This window comes from Limnofasciculus baicalensis BBK-W-15, assembly GCF_024178385.1.
GTDB lineage: Bacteria > Cyanobacteriota > Cyanobacteriia > Cyanobacteriales > Coleofasciculaceae > Limnofasciculus > Limnofasciculus baicalensis.
Genome location: NZ_JAMZMM010000020.1, coordinates 1 through 15675, shown reverse-complemented (window position 1 = coordinate 15675; position 15675 = coordinate 1). Strand labels below are relative to the sequence as shown.

The following is a 15675-nucleotide window of genomic DNA, read 5'->3' as shown; positions in this document are numbered from 1 at the left end:
TGAGTTATATCCTATAAATATAGGTTAGGGATAATGATAATTTTTTAATTTTGAGTTTTAATGGAATTTGGTAACTAGTGTCAGCTCAGTCTCCAATACCCAGAAAAGACTCAGCCCGGTTAGGCTTCTGTTGAGGGAACCCTTCTTGTAGAATAGCCTTCTCTGTAGGGGAATACTAAACCATCCCGAAGGGTACAAGTTACCAAAGGAGTAAGATTAGCGGGGTGCGTCTGGCGCAAGGTTGGCAATCCCTTGTTAGGTAACAGCTATAGTGGGGAAGGATGTAAAAGCGTAGTCAGGTTGCTCCCTGGACCAAATTAAAAAATTTTAGGTGCGGGGATGAGGGGTTAGGTTTGAGGTGGTAGGTTATATGTGAGTACCCTAAACCCTAAACTATAACACCGATAGGCTGTAAACTACCCGCCACCAAGCTGGGTACAGCTATGGTGGGGGCTTTTAAAGTCCAGAGTTTACCCGACTAAGTACTTCGTGTACTACGATTTTTAGGTCATCTCACCTACAAATGCCCAGCCAGTTTGTAGCACTGAGGTCAACAATTAAACAGGTTTATGGGGTTAAAGCCAGTGTTGTTGACGTAAAAAGCCTTTAAATCATTGTCCAGGCTAACCTTACCCAAGTAATTGGAGGCACATAATGTGCAAAATACTAGTAATTGACCAAGATTTTCGACCATTAAACCCAATCCATCCAGGACATGCCAGACAACTACTAACTCAGAAAAAAGCCGCCATATTTAGACGGTTTCCCTTTACCGTAATTCTTAAAGAATCACATCCTGATGCTACCGTTAAAGATTGCGAAAATTCGCACCAATTACCGCAATCAGCCAAAAGTAGGTAGATATCTAGGTAGAATTGCTACTCGTTCAAGTGGCAGTTTTAATATTTCAACCAAAAAAGGATTAGTCCAGGGAATTAGTCACAAATACTGCAAACACATTCACAAAAAGGATGGTTATGGATATATCGCGTAGATTATGCCCCCCGTTTCCTCTCACCACCAAACTGAGTACAGTTATGGTGGGAGTCACTCGCGGGGAAGACAGATGACAGCCGCTATGTAACAAACATAAAAAAAAGAGTCTACCATTGACTGGGATCTAATCCAAGTCATTCGTTATCTTGAATTAGAAAGACAATTATTGTGAGAATGGGGCGTGCCTTATTTAATTTACGAACCCAATACTCCTAACAAAAGGATTTATGAACTCAGGTTTGGTGTCAATACCATCGGACGTGGGGAGGATAATACTATTGTTGTACTCCACGGGTATCTTTCCCGTCACCACGCCCAAATTGCGATCGCACCCGATGGTATTATCCTCACCGATCTCCAGAGTCTCAATGGTACTTTTGTCAACGAGTTAAAAATTGATAATTCCCAAATCAAGGATGGAGATTTGATTCGGGTTGGTAGTGTATTTTTCAGATTTGTTGATGCCATTTCTACGACTCAATCCAAGTGGTTTAGTGATGTAGATACTGACATATCGATTGTTAAGCAAGTCTCTCCAGAAGAGACTCGCGTCGTATTCAAAGACTTACTGGATGAAAATAAAAAAACTCGATCTGTTTTAAAGCTTCGGCACAAAGATGTTCAGCAGCGAGCAGTTGACAAATTGCAACTTTTGCTAGAAATTAGCAAACAACTATCTTCGCCAGATGAACCAGACGCAGTTTTACAAAAAATCCTGGACTTGCTGTTAGAAATAATGACCGTAGATCGAGCAGCAATTCTCATGATTAATGAAACAACTGGAGATCTGGAACAAAAAGCAGTTAAGGTATCGTTCGGAAACCCAGTAGAAACTCCATTTTACAGCAAGAAAATAATCGATGTCGTCCTAGAGGGAGGTAATGCTGTTTTAACTCATGATGCTCGTCTGGATCAACTTTTTAATGATTCAGTATCGGTAATGAGACAAGGTATTCACGCGGCGATGTGCGTTCCTTTAAAACCGAGAGATGCAGTAATTGGAGTCTTATATGTTGATAATTTGTCGATGGCAGATATCTATTCTGATGAAGATTTAGAATTCTTAACTTGTCTGACAAATCAAGCTGCAATCGCAATTGAAAATTCCCGACTCTATAAGAAGATGCAAGCGGAAGCAGTAATGCGCGATAAGCTGGAACGTTTTTTTGCTCCTGCTGTTAGTAAAAGACTGAGAGAAAAAGGTCAATTAGGAATTGTAGAAGCTGAAGTTACTGCATTATTTTCTGACATTAGTAGCTTCACAAAAATGTGTTCGATTATGGAACCTCGCCAAGTGATTGAGATGCTTCATGAGTACTTTGAGATGATGGTGGAAGAGATTGTCTTTCCTTATGAAGGTACATTAGAAAAATATATTGGAGATGCTTTACTAGCAGTTTGGGGCGCTCCTTATCAACAAACCGATGATGCGGATAGAGCAGTAAGAGCAGCAATCCAAATGCAATGGGCGGTTCGTCGTCTAAATCAGAAATGGGTACGACAAAACAAACGACCAATCCAAATTCATATTGGACTCAATACCGGAAAAGTAGCAGCCGGAAATATTGGATCAGAAAGACTAATTCAGTATGCCCACATTGGGGATACAACAAATGTAGCAAGTCGGATTTGTACTCTAGCGAAGGCGGGTGAAATATTAATTGCTCAAAGTACATTTAAAAAACTCAAAGATCGGAGATTGCCTCTAGAAAAAATGCCCCTAGTTCGGGTTAAAGGAAAGACTGAACCTTTACAAGTATATCGCGTTCATTGGGATAAATTATCATAAAAGGTTAGGGGTTAGAGTTGTTATTGGTTATTGGTTATTGGTTATTTGTCAAAGAACAATACAATCGCTAATTATATGATACTATAGCAACCGCCACAGCGGTTAGGACATTCTGAGCTAGCAAATTTTAACAAGGGGCTGAGAGCCAATTGTTCGGTAGGAACAACAAGGGGCTGAGAGCCAATTGTCTTAACCGACGAAAGCGACTGCTATAAATCAATTCAGAGTGCAACTGAGTTCGAGTGGAATCTTTACCATAAATTCTGTTCCTGAGCCTGGAGCAGAAAGACAGGTAATTAGACCATTATGTTTTTCTACTACAATCTGATAGCTAATGGATAACCCCAATCCCGTGCCACTACCTATAGGCTTGGTGGTAAAGAAAGGGTCAAATATTTTTTCTTTTACCTCTTCACTCATTCCAGCACCATTGTCAGAAATATTAATAATAACCCAATGGGGAATAGAGGATAAAGATTTATCTTTTTCACTTTGTAAGGACATCTGGATAGAGTCTCCTAATGAATTTTGACTTAACGATGTCTCGATCGTAATTTTCGGTGGTTGGGATTGATTTTCTAGAGCGTCAATAGCATTCGAGAATAGATTCATAAACACCTGATTTAACTGACTAGCATAACAGGTGACTAATGGCAATTCACCATAGTTTTTAATCACCTCGATTTCCCTACGATTGCCATCTGCTCTTAGTCGGTGCTGCAAAATCATTAGAGTGTTATCGATACCTTCATGAATATCAACAGCTTTTAGTTCTTTTTCATCCAGTCTAGAAAAGTTTCTGAGCGACAAAACAATTTTGCGAATACGATCAGCTCCCATCTCTATAGAATCGATCAGTTTTTGCCAGTCTTCCACCAAAAAATCTATTTCTATTTCAGATGATAGCTGCTGAATTTCGGGAGTGGAGTTCGGATAGGTTTCCTGATAGAGTGAAATTAGACTTAGTAAATCTTTGCAGTACTGACGGGCAGGAGCGATATTGCCATAAATGAAACTGACGGGATTATTTATTTCGTGAGCAATCCCAGCAACCATTAGCCCCAAACTAGACATTTTTTCAGCTTGAATCAGTTGAGATTGAGTGCGTTTTACTTTGTCTAAAGCGATTTCTAGGGCTACCGCCTGCTCTTGAGTTTGTTGGTTAATTTCGATTAATTCTTCTGTCCGTTTTGCAACTTGCTCTTCTAAAGTATGATTGTAGTTTGCTAAAACTTTCTGAGCTTGTTTCTGTTCGGTTATATCTCGACCTTCGATAATAATAAATTCAACCTTGCCGTTTCGATCAAAAATAGGCTTAAGGGACAAATCAATCGCGATCATGCGATTACTATGCCCTAATAAATCGACTTCATAACGGATAAATTCGCCGTGACTCGCTCGTTTAATTGATTCTTGCAAATGGGTTTGAGTTTCTGGAGAAATAGTCCAACAATAGGATTGCCAAATTGGTTTTCCGATCAAGTCTTCTGGCGGGAGTCTGCAAAAATCTATTGCTGTTTGATTGACTTCTAAAATAATGCCATCAAGACTCAGCATTCCTGTAAACTGAAAGGTTTGATTAAAAATTCCGCGAAACTTGCGATCGCTTTGGGCTAAGGCTTCATTTAACGCAGTAAGCTCGCTAAAAGAGGCTTGCAGTTGCACTGCCATACTACCAAAAGACTTTGCCAACTGCCCCACTTCATCCGAACGTTTAAGTTCGACTATTTTATCCCATTTTCCCTGAGCGATTTCTTTGGCAGCAGTATTTAATTGGAGAAGTGGTTTTGTAATCCAACGGCTGGTAATAATACCAATCCATGTCGTCACAACTAATGTCACTCCACACAGGAAAATAGTCATGTAGGTATTAGCATTAATTTGCTCCATAAAATCGGATTCTGGGACTACAACCACAATTAGCCAGTCCAGTCCAAACTCATCTTTAAAGGGGGTTACCTGTGCAATTTGCTGTTTACCTTTTACTTGAAAGTGAATTTTTGTTCCCGTATTAATATGGGCAAATCCACCAAATTTAGACATTAAATATTCCGCCGTATAGCGAATCAAAGGTTCCCTACTTTTAGTTGCTTTCAGCCGTTTATTTTCTTGTTTATCTGTACTTGTACTCCTGACAAAGGGAATCTCAGGGGTTGAAGACGCTACTATCATTCCGGATCTTTCGACAATAAATGCTTTGCCGCTAACACTAATTTTCAAGTCTTGTAGAAATTCATTGATGGCAACAAGAGATATATGACTCGATAAAACACCTTGGAGTTTACTTCCTCCATCGTAGAGGGGATAGCTAGCGGAAATCCCTAAACCTCTAGAAGATGGAACGTAGATATAAATAGGACTCCATATTGGTTTACCTGCGGCTATAGCACTTTGATAAAAAGGTCGAACTCTCACATCATAATTAGGTTCATTTACTAATAGATTATTTCGATTCCCTTGACGATCAATACCTTCTACCCGAAGACTACCTCTCGCGAAATTTTCTGTAAAGGCAACGGAAATTCCTCTCTCATCATTGCCAGCAGAAATAAATCCGCCTTGGGGGTTGCCAAATGAAATGCTAGTGACTCCATCAAAAACTTGAATTTGTTTCAAAAAGTGGCGTTCTAAGGTTTTGGAATTTTTTATATTTAATTGACCGAGATCTATACCATCTACGTTAGTTTTGTTGATTAGATGGGGTGTTTTCAGGTAAGTTTTGATGCGATCGACAATGCGATCGCTAATGTCACTGTAGAGTTTAGCAGCAACTTTATTGACAGCCTCTTCCCCATTTTTAAAAGATAGATACCCTACCAACCCTACTCCCCCGACAATTTGCAAGATTAAGGGGACAATAAGAACGGTTCGCAGATTCGTTTGAGAAAAAACTTTGGCAACAACCCGATTTAGAGATGGAATTAACATAGGGTGTTAACTGAATACTTACTAAGAGACTGGAGATTTATTTGCCTCCAATCTCTTTAACTCTTATCCTATACTCAATCAAAGATTATGAATTGGGTGGTGCTTCCTCCTAACAACCTAACTCAGATCTTAACTGAGTTGAAGCAATTTTCAATGCTTCTGTTAACTTACTCCCATCTTTTCCACCTGCTTGGGCAAGATTTGGTCTTCCTCCTCCACCACCGCCGCAGATTTTTGCGATCGCACCGATAAATTTCCCGGCTTGCAATCCTTTACTATTGACACCTTTACTAAAAGCTGCTACCAAACTAACTTTATCCGGACTAGAAACAGAACCTAATACTACGGCACTTTCGCCTAATTTCTGTTGTAAACGTTCCGCAGCAGTTTTTAGTGAATCTGGATCTGTATCACCCATATTTGCTACCAGAATTTTGAACTCACCCACTGATTCTGCTTTGGCTAAAAGTTGGTCAGATTTAGCTAAAGCAAGTTCTTGTTTGAGGGCATCTAATTGTTTCTGAGATGCCTTGAGTTCATTTTGCAGATTAGTAATCCGTTCCGGTAATTCTTCTGGTTTGGCTTTAAAGCGATCGCAAAATTCCCGTACTACTTTATCTCGCACATTCAGATAGTCTAGCACTGATTGTCCTGCCACGGCTTCAATCCGGCGGATACCTGATGCAATCCCCGTTTCTGAGATAATTTTAAATACCCCAATTTCGGCGGTATTTTTTACATGAGTACCGCCACAGAGTTCCATGGAAACGCCTGGAAAGTCAATCACTCGCACTTCTGCACCGTATTTTTCACCAAACATGGCAATTGCGCCTTTTTCTTTAGCCTCGGCAATGGGCATGACTGCGATATCTGCTTCGTGTGCTTCAGCAATCCAAGTATTAATTTGTCCTTCAATTTGTTCTACTTCTTCAGATGTTAGGGAACGAGGACAATTGAAGTCAAAACGCATTCTGTCAAAAGCAACTAAGGAACCAGCTTGGGAAATAGTTGGATCGACAATTTGTTTGAGTGCGGCTTGTAATAGGTGAGTTGCTGAGTGATTTGCTTGGGTACGACGACGAGAAGTGCTGTCAATTTGGGCGGTTACAGTTGTGCCTAATTCTAAAGTACCGCGTTCAATTTTACCGAAGTGAACGAAGAAATCAGATTCTTTTTTCACATCAGTAATTTGCACTAATAGATTATCGCCAGACAAATAACCGCGATCGCCAATTTGTCCCCCAGATTCGGCATAGAATGGGGTGCGATCCAAAATTACCTGTACATCAGTCCCTGCTTCGGCTAATTCTACAGATTTGCCATTTACTAATAGCACTTCTATTTTTGCCGATGACTGCGGTTGAGTATAACCCAAAAATTCGGTACTGTGGATATGTTCGGCTAGTTTATCAATACTACCTTGTACAGTTAGATCGATAGTTTGATGAGCTTCTCTAGCACGTTTTCGCTGTTCCTCCATTTCCGCTTCAAAGCCTACCACATCCACAGTTAAATTGTATTCTTCTGCAATTTCCTGAGTTAACTCTAAGGGGAAGCCATAAGTATCAAATAGTTTAAAGGCATCCTTACCAGAAATTTGCTTAGGCTTTTTAGCGATAATTTCAGCCACTAACTTCTCGCCCCGTTCCAATGTTTTGAGGAATTGGGATTCTTCTCGTTGCAATTCTGATTTAATCGATTGTTCCCGTTCCCGGACATTAGGGTAGATGTCTTCAGAAAGCGCGATCGCAGTTTCGGCTACTTGTGATGTAAATTCACCGGAAATACCAATTAATCGTCCATGTCTTACTACTCGGCGAATTAACCGTCGCAGGATATAACCTCGACCAATATTAGAAGCAGTAATCCCATCCGCGATCGTGTGAATCACGGCGCGAACATGGTCGCCAATTACTTTAAGAGATACTTTTGTTTTCTCATCGCTATTGGCATAATCCAGTCCGGCAATTTCTGCTGCTGTCTTAACAATTGGGAAAATTAAATCCGTTTCGTAATTATTAGGAACCTTCTGGAGGATTTGCGCCATTCTCTCCAATCCCATCCCCGTATCAATATTCTTATTTTGCAGGGGCGTGCGATTTCCTTCAGCATCCTGGTTGTACTGCATGAAAACCAGATTATAGAATTCGATAAAGCGAGTATCGTCCTCTAAATCGATATTTTCATCGCCCTTTTCCGGGTGAAAATCATAATAGATTTCCGAACAAGGACCGCAAGGACCAGTAGGTCCCGATGTCCAGAAATTATCCTTTTCTCCCATCCTCTGAATCCGATGGGCTGGGATACCAATTTTATCCCGCCAAATCGCAAAAGCTTCATCATCATTTTCAAATACACTTACCACCAATTTTTCTGGGGGCAAACCGAAAACTTCCGTTGAAAGTTCCCACGCCCAGGCGATAGCTTGTTCTTTAAAATAATCGCCAAAACTGAAATTTCCCAGCATTTCAAAGAAAGTATGATGCCGCGCTGTCCGTCCCACATTTTCAATATCATTAGTACGGAGACATTTTTGGGAAGTCGTGGCGCGGGGAAATTCCGACTGCCGTTGTCCGAGAAATATCGGCTTGAAGGGCAGCATCCCGGCGATGGTGAGGAGTACCGTGGGATCTTCCGGTACGAGGGAAGCGCTGGGGAGTATCTTGTGTTGCCGTTGTTGGTAGAAGTTGAGGAACTTCTGGCGAATTTGGTTACCGCTGAGATTTTGGGGAGATTTGGGCATGGTTTTTTGTAGGGAATGGGGAGTAGGGAGTGGGGAGTGGGGAGTAGGCAACTGGCGATTAGCCGTTAGCCTCTCACCTCTCACCTCTCACCTCTCACTTTAAGATCCGTTAAGTTGTTATCTATTTTTACATTTGTGTCGTCGAGTTGGCTGTTAGGGGTTGTGAGTTGTGGAAATTCTTGTAGAATAATGGCATTATTCAGTTATTGCCTCTACTCACCAATTGAGCAGGAGTTATGCAATGGCATCACCAAGCGCCGTTAAGTGAAACTTTGCACCTAAAAGGAACCTTCATGACTAAAATAATTTCTTTGTTTAACAACAAAGGTGGTGTAGGCAAAACAACTACTATTTTTAATCTGAGCGCATCACTGGCAGCAGCCGGAAATAAAATTCTTTTGATTGATTTTGACCCTCAGTGTAATCTTTCCATTGCAACAATTGGATATGATGAATTTGGTGACTATCTTGAGAGAACAGAAGAATTTCCATTTGGAAAGACAATTCGAGCTTTTGCTCAACCATCTCTTCAACCTACTCAAAATAGCGAAACTTACGTTACTCAGCCTAAATATCAGAAGGATATGCTTAATGATGGAATTAAGACAATTCACAATCAGATTATTATAGATATAGTTCCAGGAGATTTCTGGCTTAATAGTTTTGCCGATATACTTACTGTTGGGACTGATGTGGTACAAGGCACTGGTTTGTATAGATTCTTAGTTCCATTTCTTCTTGTAGAGCATCTTGAAAGAAAGGAAAAATCTTACGACTATGTATTAATTGATTTGCCTCCATCATTTAACACACTTGTCCGTTCAGCTTTATATTGCTCTGATTATTTCTTAGTTCCTTGTACCCCTGATTCATTCTCTGCTTACTGCGTTAGTTTAATTGGCGAAGTACTACCAACTTTTATTGATGATTGGAATCAAGGTAAGCGACGTTATGAAAGTTCAAATCAATACGATAAAGTTATACCAAGAAAAGGTCAACCTAAGTTTGGTGGATGGATTTTTAATGGATTTGATACTAAAAAATATACGAGTACTGGTGAACGGAAAGAAATTGGAGCAGACAAAGCTCATTTAGATAAAATTATAGAGAAAATAAAAAATGATTTAATCCCTAAATTGCAAGGAATATCCAGCTACGACTGTTTGCCTAACTTTATAAATACAGAACCCGTAGTAAAAATTGAAGATTTGAATGTCATGGCTTCTGAAATTCAAAAATTGAATATTCCTCTCCAATATTTATCCAGTCAACGCCCAACTATATTTGATGGTTGGTCATCTTATCAAAAGGAGTTAATGAAGAGAATGAATGGACAATACGATTTTCTAGCACAATATATAATTAATAACTTCGGTGATGAAAATAGGAGTTAGGTGGTAACTTATCAGAATATTACTAACGAACAGGGAGAGCGAGTTGGCATCTTGTTAGATTTGGCAGGGTATAATCGACTAGCAAACCCCTGAGTAAATGGGGTTCATAGCTTTGCATATCGAACTTAATTTAGATTATGGCATAAAATTAATGAGAGGCGATCGCACTCACCAGCCAAAGACATCGCACTCACTCCCATAAGCTACGATAAATCCAAAAACTAACAAAGAAAAAACCCATGTCTGAGCAAGTACGATATATTACCAACGAAGAGGGAGAGCGAGTTGGCATCTTGTTAGATTTAGCAGCATATCATCGACTAACAAACCCCTTGGCTATGGATGAAGAATGCTTAATTAGCTTAAGCCAAGATGAACTGCAAGCCTTAGCTGATAGTATGCTAGCTCCCGCAGCACAGAATCAATTGGATGATATGCTAATTCAAAATGCAGAATCTCAACTCTCTCCTGACGAAATTGCTAATCTAGACCGTCTGCTAGCACAAGTAGATCAACTAACAATCCTCAAAACCAGAGCTAGATATACTTTACACTGTTTAAACAATTTGGCAACAGTAGCGTGAGCGCATATATTTCGGTTGAGTTACAGCGACAAATTCGTAGCCATTTTAGAAGAGTTATTGGAGAGTCATAGCGATCGTGAATCTTTAGAGATTATTTTTATTCTATCAATTCCTCCACTCAACACCGACACAATATACTGATTAAGACTCACATTTTCCCTATCAGCTAATGAACGGAGAGTTTCAACGATTTAGTGATGGCAAATTATTTATTTTTCTCAAGCGACTTGATACAGAAATTACCTTACATCTGCGCCCGCTTCGTCCAGGCGATCGCTCTGGGGAAACTGTGATATTGTTATAGATATCACCCACTATACTGCCACCCATAACTAAGCCAGAGAGCATTGATTTATAAAAACTTTGGCATAAGCTGTTTGAACTTAAAAATTGATAGCCTAATCTCATGAATACCCTCAACCAAGTGCTAGAAACTGCTTTGCAACTGCCAATGGAACAGCAGGAAATGCTGATCAAAATTCTGCAAAACCGACACTACGAAAGTCGCCGTGCAGAAATGGCTAAAGATGCCGAACAAACCTTGGCTGATTTCCATGGAGGCAAATTTAAACAACAGTCAGCCGAGGATGTAATTGCCGAATTACGCCAATCTTTGGACGAGTCAGAAGTATGAGACTACTGGTTTTAACCCCAAAATTCAAACGCTCGTTCCGGAAGTTTGTCAAGCGCAATCCGGCTCTTCAGGAACGGATTGAAGAAACTCTTCAACAAATGGAAAGTGTTTTCATTCCTCTCTGCCCCCAATTTTAATAACTCACACATCAAGTAGCTTCATCAAGGCTCATCACTATATAGAAAAATAGAATTAATATTGGTTTGTATAGATGGATATAAGCTGCTGAATTCTTCTGTTATATGGCAGTAGTAATTTTGGGTAGGAGGTTCAATTATTTGTTTAGATACTAAAATTGCCAAAAAATATTGAAATAATGAAATACTCAGAGGAATTGTATTAATTTTTGTTGACTCAATTTCTGTTTTTATTTGTTTCATAATATTTTTTAGATCTTTTTCTTCTTTCTGGGCACTAATCATAAGACGATATAAATTATCACAAAAACGATTCATATCTTTCGGCTGTAACTCATCAGGGATTTTTCTATTATCAAATAGTTTTTTTATTTCAGTTGCTAAGTGACGCTTGATTTTGATCTCACTATAATCATTGTCTTCTATAACCATAGAGGTTTGTTCAAATGCCAGAATAAGCGTATCTAGTTGTTCAACAGTTGCTTTGATTTGTGAAGCTAAACGTAATCTTTTCCAGTCAATCTCAGAATTTTTATACACAATATCATGAGTTGACACTAACCAGGCGTGTTCAAAAGCACTTTTAATTTGAATTTCAAAGACAATCTTATAAATGTTTAATCTATCAATTTGAGGTGTATCATCTATCTGCTTTAATTTAGCATAAATTCTAGTTGAATCAAAGCGAAATATATCTGGTGCTTTTTTATTCTGTCCTCGTTTAACTGTTCTGATAATCTGAAATGTCTTTTTACAAAATTCTCTAACTTCCTCTTCATGAGATAAAGTAGGTATTATGACTGTACAGGCAAATAAATCATCTAAATCTGACCATTTTTTAAATCGCCCCGTTTCAATTTTTTCAGCTAAAGATTCAATGCTTTTAATCCGAGAAGTAAAGGCATATCCTTTCTGTTCACAGAAGTTTATCAATGTTTCTTTAACTCTTTTTGCAGTTTCTTCCACAAAAGGATAATATTCTTGATATGTGCGATCTAATATAGAGGGGTAAATCATAATATTTAAGGTTTTTCTCTATTAAGATCTCCCTTAATTACAGATTTGATAATTTCGATTCTATTTTTTCTTGGTCCTGAATCTGTAAAGGAAGATTTAACTGCATTATAGTATGACAGGGCTTTTTTTTCATAATTATCTAGTGCATCGCTAGACTTATTTCTTGTTTTTTTATCTTCTACTATCTGTAAAAAATCATATATTCTCTGACTAATATCTTTAGTTATATTCAGTGAATTCACACGATTTAACTCAGCAATAGCACCAAATAAAGAATAAAAATCCGCTTGATTTTTTAATCTGGTTTTAGGTAAGTTTTCTGAGAAGTCTAATATTTTTTTTATGTCTTCAACAGTATGACGAAATTCAGCCTCTATCTCATCTTTTGTTTCCCAATCACTATCTCGATCGCTAAAGGCTTTGTCAAGATAGTCCTGATTATAGGATCTAGCACCTTCTTCTAAAAAAAGGAGTAACTGTGCTACCATCTCCACATCTTTCATTTGTTTTTTAGTTCTAGAATCAATCGATGGAAAATTATTTTTTCCATCTAAATAATTAAACATCCAAGTAGTTAAGTCTTCTGCTGTATTAATAAAAAGACCATTAAATTTAGCATGACGCAGTTCTTGAGGAGTTAGCTTGACAACATTTCGATTAATTCGATTGAATATATCTCCGATAATTTTTTCATCAGATGATGGTAGATATTCAATAGCAAATTGATATTTCCAAAAGTCTTGTTTATCTTCAGGATCTAGATCTTTAAAATATTTATCCTGAAATCTTTGAACCGTGGCTTTTTCGTAAACAGGAAACTCGTTTTTGGCAAATTCAAACAAAGTAGATAATCTTTGCTTACCATCAACTACACTGACTTTGGCAACTCCTTCAGGAGTAATCTCTTGATAGATAAATATTGCAGGTGCTGGATAGCCATTCAGTACAGTATCGATAAAATAATCCTTATAATCTTGATTCCAAACACTACGTCTTTGATAAGGTGGCTCAAGATCGAGGAGGTTCCTATTATAGAGATCCCAAAACCAAGATATAGTTTGAAAGTTAATTGTTCTAGCCATTGGATGTCCTCAATAGTAATTAGATTTTTCTTTAATCTAAGATAAATGATATGGACTGTTGTCGATCGCTGTACCTCAGCCACATCATCAAGACTTGGCAACAGATTACCATCTCGATCATAACAGAGTTGCTATAGGTCTGAAATATCAAACAATTAAGCAGCATTTTCATCAAGAGGCTGAGATAATATCACTTCCTCAAGCTCATCACTTTCTTGGCTAAAAGCAGCTTCAATGTCTGGATTAGATATTGCTAAAGCACTCTCATGCCATTCATGGATAATTCCCTCTAATTCATCCCAAGCTTTGGCGGATAAATCAACTGAACGATATACCGACATTACCTCATCAATCAATTGATTTAGTTCCTCTGGATCAAATACCTTAAGCCAATGATAAGGATGCTCGTTGTCAATTTTTTCCTTTTTCTCTAATTTGCCCATATAGCGATAGTGTCACAAGTAGTATCATAGCAAGATGTCAAATGTACTATCCTCCTCGAAGTCCACTCCCTCAAAGCTTAAGCACTACGAAACGCGGGAGCCTTCTCTACAAGAGGCTACGCCAACGAGACTCTACGCCAACAGTACCAGCAAACGCGATCGCCTTCTCTTTGCTTTCTGTCTACCAACGTTGCAATTCGTAAAGACTCATAAACTTTAGTAAAGAGTTTGCCCCAACTAAAAATAGCTGTGCTAATTTAATAGTAGACATCAACCACTAGACAGATAAGTGGTAACCAACCCAAGGAGCATAGATTTGATGCCTCCGGTCTATGAGCCAAGTGTAACTCCCAGCCTAGCATTATCATTAAGTGGCAAATTCTCGGTCTAAGCCGAAGAAAACCAAACCCGAAGTCCGGAAAGAGGTAGCTGGGTTGGAGCCTTAAGCAAAGAGTTGCGCTAAATGTAAACCTTAGTAACGCAAGTTAGATCGTTAGACAATTAACTCGTTGAAAATTCAAACTTTTGCACCCGAATGGGTCTAGTCAATTCCGGCTAGACCCATTCTAGCGTTAGTCTATGGAGTTCTATATTAGAGGGAAGAAAAATGAATGTCAGATTCAGTAAATGATTAATCCAGATTATCTTGCGCTTGCTGGTATCATTCTATTAGGAAGTCTATTACGGTTTTGGCATCTAGACTTGAAACCGCTATGGTTAGATGAAATACTAACTGCCTTCTTCAGCTTCGGACAGAATTATAATAACTTACCGCTAGATATTGTTTTTCCTATCTCCACAGTAGATAATATTTTCACCTTCAAGCCGGAAGTCAGTTGCGGAGAAATTGCCCATAATCTCATTATACACTCAACCCATCCCCCTTTATTTTTTTGCTTAATACATAGCTGGATTAATTTAATAGGAACATATCCCTTAGCTTGGGCATTGCGATCGCTTCCTGCTTTAATTGGAGTACTTGAAATTGCGGCAATTTACTGCTTAAATCGCTTCGTTTTCTCAAAATCCGCCGCCCTCATGGCTGCAGCACTCATGGCTGTGTCGCCCTTTGCTGTTTACCTCTCCCAAGAAGCGCGTCACTACACTCTGCCCATGTTACTAACTACTCTCGCACTGTTGGGATTAATCAAAATTCAGCAGAGTTTATATATAGAGCGACAGCGACCAAAATTATTACTATTGTTATTTTGGGGCATTGTTAACAGCATCGGCTGCTACGTCCATTACTTTTTTATTCTAGTATTTATTGCCCAAATCTTAACTTTAATTGCGGTGATGTACTCCCGGAAAACCTCTCCCCCAACCCCTCTCCTGCAAGGAGACGCGAGTCATACTCCCCCCTTCCCTTCCAGGGAAGGGGGGCTGGGGGGGTTAGGTTTCCTTCTTGTAATCCTAGTAATTTTAGGCGTAGCCCTTAGTTATTTACCGTGGGTATCGGTGCTGTTGCAAACAGTTAGGCGTGAGGAAACTGATTGGTTACCAACTCCGCAAAATATCACACCTCTCTTCCAACTATTGGTGGGTTGGATACTGATGGTTATTGCCTTGCCAGTTGAAGAACAACCCTTGTGGATTGCCATACCAATGGGTTTATTAATGGTTGGATTTTCCGGTTGGTTTGGTTGGCGGCTTTGGCTAGGATTTCAGAAACTTTGGAGGAGAAAAGACTGGGAAAGCGGGGATAATTTAGGTAAGGTTGATCGAAATAATTTCCAGACGACTTCTTCTCCATCGATCCAATTAGCAACTGCCACTTTATCCTATTTTACCCTTGGTGTACTGCTCCAATTTTTGGGAATTATCTACTTATTAGGTAAGGATATTTCCATCGTACCTCGATATAACTTCGTCTATTATCCTGCCGTCTGTGCCCTATTAGGAGCCAGTCTTACTCTGGGAAACAGGGG

12 protein-coding genes and 2 pseudogenes are annotated in these 15675 nt (G+C 39.1%); 9 read left to right on the top strand and 5 right to left on the bottom strand.

Going from position 1 to position 15675, the window contains the following annotated elements; all coding sequences use genetic code 11:
* Positions 1 to 654 precede the first annotated feature (654 nt).
* The 3 genes and pseudogenes from NJ959_RS03685 to NJ959_RS03675 all read left to right on the top strand — a co-directional run bounded on the left by NJ959_RS03685 (position 655) and on the right by NJ959_RS03675 (position 2785).
* Positions 655 to 861: an RRXRR domain-containing protein gene (locus NJ959_RS03685; RefSeq protein ID WP_254010395.1), complete on the top strand. Its 207-nt coding sequence runs from the start codon at positions 655 to 657 to the stop codon at positions 859 to 861.
* Positions 851 to 994 (top strand): annotated as a pseudogene (locus tag NJ959_RS03680) (RNA-guided endonuclease IscB); the annotation flags it as partial. The gene NJ959_RS03685 and the pseudogene NJ959_RS03680, both read left to right, overlap by 11 nt.
* A gap of 183 nt (positions 995 to 1177) precedes the next feature.
* Positions 1178 to 2785 carry an adenylate/guanylate cyclase domain-containing protein gene (locus tag NJ959_RS03675; RefSeq protein ID WP_254010394.1) on the top strand — a complete coding sequence of 536 codons (1608 nt, stop codon included), beginning with the start codon at positions 1178 to 1180 and terminating at the stop codon, positions 2783 to 2785.
* 216 nt (positions 2786 to 3001) lie between these two features.
* Here NJ959_RS03675 and NJ959_RS03670 read toward each other — a convergent pair whose 3' ends face one another.
* Positions 3002 to 5713, bottom strand: a complete 2712-nt coding sequence (locus NJ959_RS03670; protein ID WP_254010393.1) for a HAMP domain-containing sensor histidine kinase — start codon at positions 5711 to 5713, stop codon at positions 3002 to 3004.
* A 109-nt stretch (positions 5714 to 5822) separates the two neighbouring features.
* Entirely contained in the window at positions 5823 to 8456 is a 2634-nt protein-coding gene (gene alaS / locus NJ959_RS03665; RefSeq protein ID WP_254010415.1) for an alanine--tRNA ligase, read from the bottom strand.
* A 293-nt stretch (positions 8457 to 8749) separates the two neighbouring features.
* On the opposite strand from alaS, the gene NJ959_RS03660 reads away from it, so the two are divergent.
* The 5 genes and pseudogenes from NJ959_RS03660 to NJ959_RS30580 form a co-directional block, all read left to right on the top strand.
* A complete protein-coding gene (locus NJ959_RS03660; protein ID WP_254010392.1) occupies positions 8750 to 9850 on the top strand; it encodes a ParA family protein in 1101 nt (366 codons plus the stop codon).
* 239 nt (positions 9851 to 10089) lie between these two features.
* The gene (locus tag NJ959_RS03655; RefSeq protein ID WP_254010391.1) at positions 10090 to 10434 is read left to right on the top strand and encodes a hypothetical protein; all 345 of its coding nucleotides are present in this window, start codon (positions 10090 to 10092) and stop codon (positions 10432 to 10434) included.
* Positions 10435 to 10603: 169 nt separating this feature from the next.
* Positions 10604 to 10738 (top strand): hypothetical protein, encoded by a 135-nt coding sequence (locus NJ959_RS30075; protein ID WP_256528673.1) that lies wholly within the window; start codon positions 10604 to 10606, stop codon positions 10736 to 10738.
* 102 nt (positions 10739 to 10840) lie between these two features.
* Positions 10841 to 11068: a hypothetical protein gene (locus tag NJ959_RS03650; RefSeq protein ID WP_254010390.1), complete on the top strand. Its 228-nt coding sequence runs from the start codon at positions 10841 to 10843 to the stop codon at positions 11066 to 11068.
* Positions 11065 to 11172: pseudogene (locus NJ959_RS30580) on the top strand (type II toxin-antitoxin system RelE/ParE family toxin); the annotation flags it as partial. The gene NJ959_RS03650 and the pseudogene NJ959_RS30580, both read left to right, overlap by 4 nt.
* Positions 11173 to 11229: 57 nt before the next feature.
* Here the strand turns inward: NJ959_RS30580 and NJ959_RS03645 are convergent.
* The 3 genes from NJ959_RS03645 to NJ959_RS03635 all read right to left on the bottom strand — a co-directional run bounded on the left by NJ959_RS03645 (position 11230) and on the right by NJ959_RS03635 (position 13747).
* Complete coding sequence (locus NJ959_RS03645) at positions 11230 to 12222, bottom strand: RelA/SpoT-related domain-containing protein (RefSeq protein WP_254010389.1); 993 nt, start codon at positions 12220 to 12222, stop codon at positions 11230 to 11232.
* A gap of 5 nt (positions 12223 to 12227) precedes the next feature.
* Positions 12228 to 13304, bottom strand: a complete 1077-nt coding sequence (locus tag NJ959_RS03640) for a DUF262 domain-containing protein (RefSeq protein ID WP_254010388.1) — start codon at positions 13302 to 13304, stop codon at positions 12228 to 12230.
* A gap of 155 nt (positions 13305 to 13459) precedes the next feature.
* Entirely contained in the window at positions 13460 to 13747 is a 288-nt protein-coding gene (locus NJ959_RS03635; protein WP_254010387.1) for a hypothetical protein, read from the bottom strand.
* A 627-nt stretch (positions 13748 to 14374) separates the two neighbouring features.
* Here NJ959_RS03635 and NJ959_RS03630 point away from each other — a divergent pair.
* On the top strand, positions 14375 to 15675 hold a 1301-nt coding region (locus NJ959_RS03630), incomplete at its 3' end, for a glycosyltransferase family 39 protein (protein WP_254010386.1).

Excerpts from the sequence above, each read along its gene's own strand:
- NJ959_RS03660 (WP_254010392.1), top strand. The coding sequence starts at position 8,750 with ATGACTAAAATAATTTCTTTGTTTAACAACAAAGGTGGTGTAGGCAAA.
- NJ959_RS03635 (WP_254010387.1), bottom strand. The coding sequence starts at position 13,747 with ATGGGCAAATTAGAGAAAAAGGAAAAAATTGACAACGAGCATCCTTAT.
- NJ959_RS30075 (WP_256528673.1), top strand. The coding sequence starts at position 10,604 with ATGAACGGAGAGTTTCAACGATTTAGTGATGGCAAATTATTTATTTTT.
- NJ959_RS03650 (WP_254010390.1), top strand. The coding sequence starts at position 10,841 with ATGAATACCCTCAACCAAGTGCTAGAAACTGCTTTGCAACTGCCAATG.
- alaS (WP_254010415.1), bottom strand. The coding sequence starts at position 8,456 with ATGCCCAAATCTCCCCAAAATCTCAGCGGTAACCAAATTCGCCAGAAG.
- NJ959_RS03640 (WP_254010388.1), bottom strand. The coding sequence starts at position 13,304 with ATGGCTAGAACAATTAACTTTCAAACTATATCTTGGTTTTGGGATCTC.
- NJ959_RS03670 (WP_254010393.1), bottom strand. The coding sequence starts at position 5,713 with ATGTTAATTCCATCTCTAAATCGGGTTGTTGCCAAAGTTTTTTCTCAA.
- NJ959_RS03685 (WP_254010395.1), top strand. The coding sequence starts at position 655 with ATGTGCAAAATACTAGTAATTGACCAAGATTTTCGACCATTAAACCCA.
- NJ959_RS03645 (WP_254010389.1), bottom strand. The coding sequence starts at position 12,222 with ATGATTTACCCCTCTATATTAGATCGCACATATCAAGAATATTATCCT.
- NJ959_RS03655 (WP_254010391.1), top strand. The coding sequence starts at position 10,090 with ATGTCTGAGCAAGTACGATATATTACCAACGAAGAGGGAGAGCGAGTT.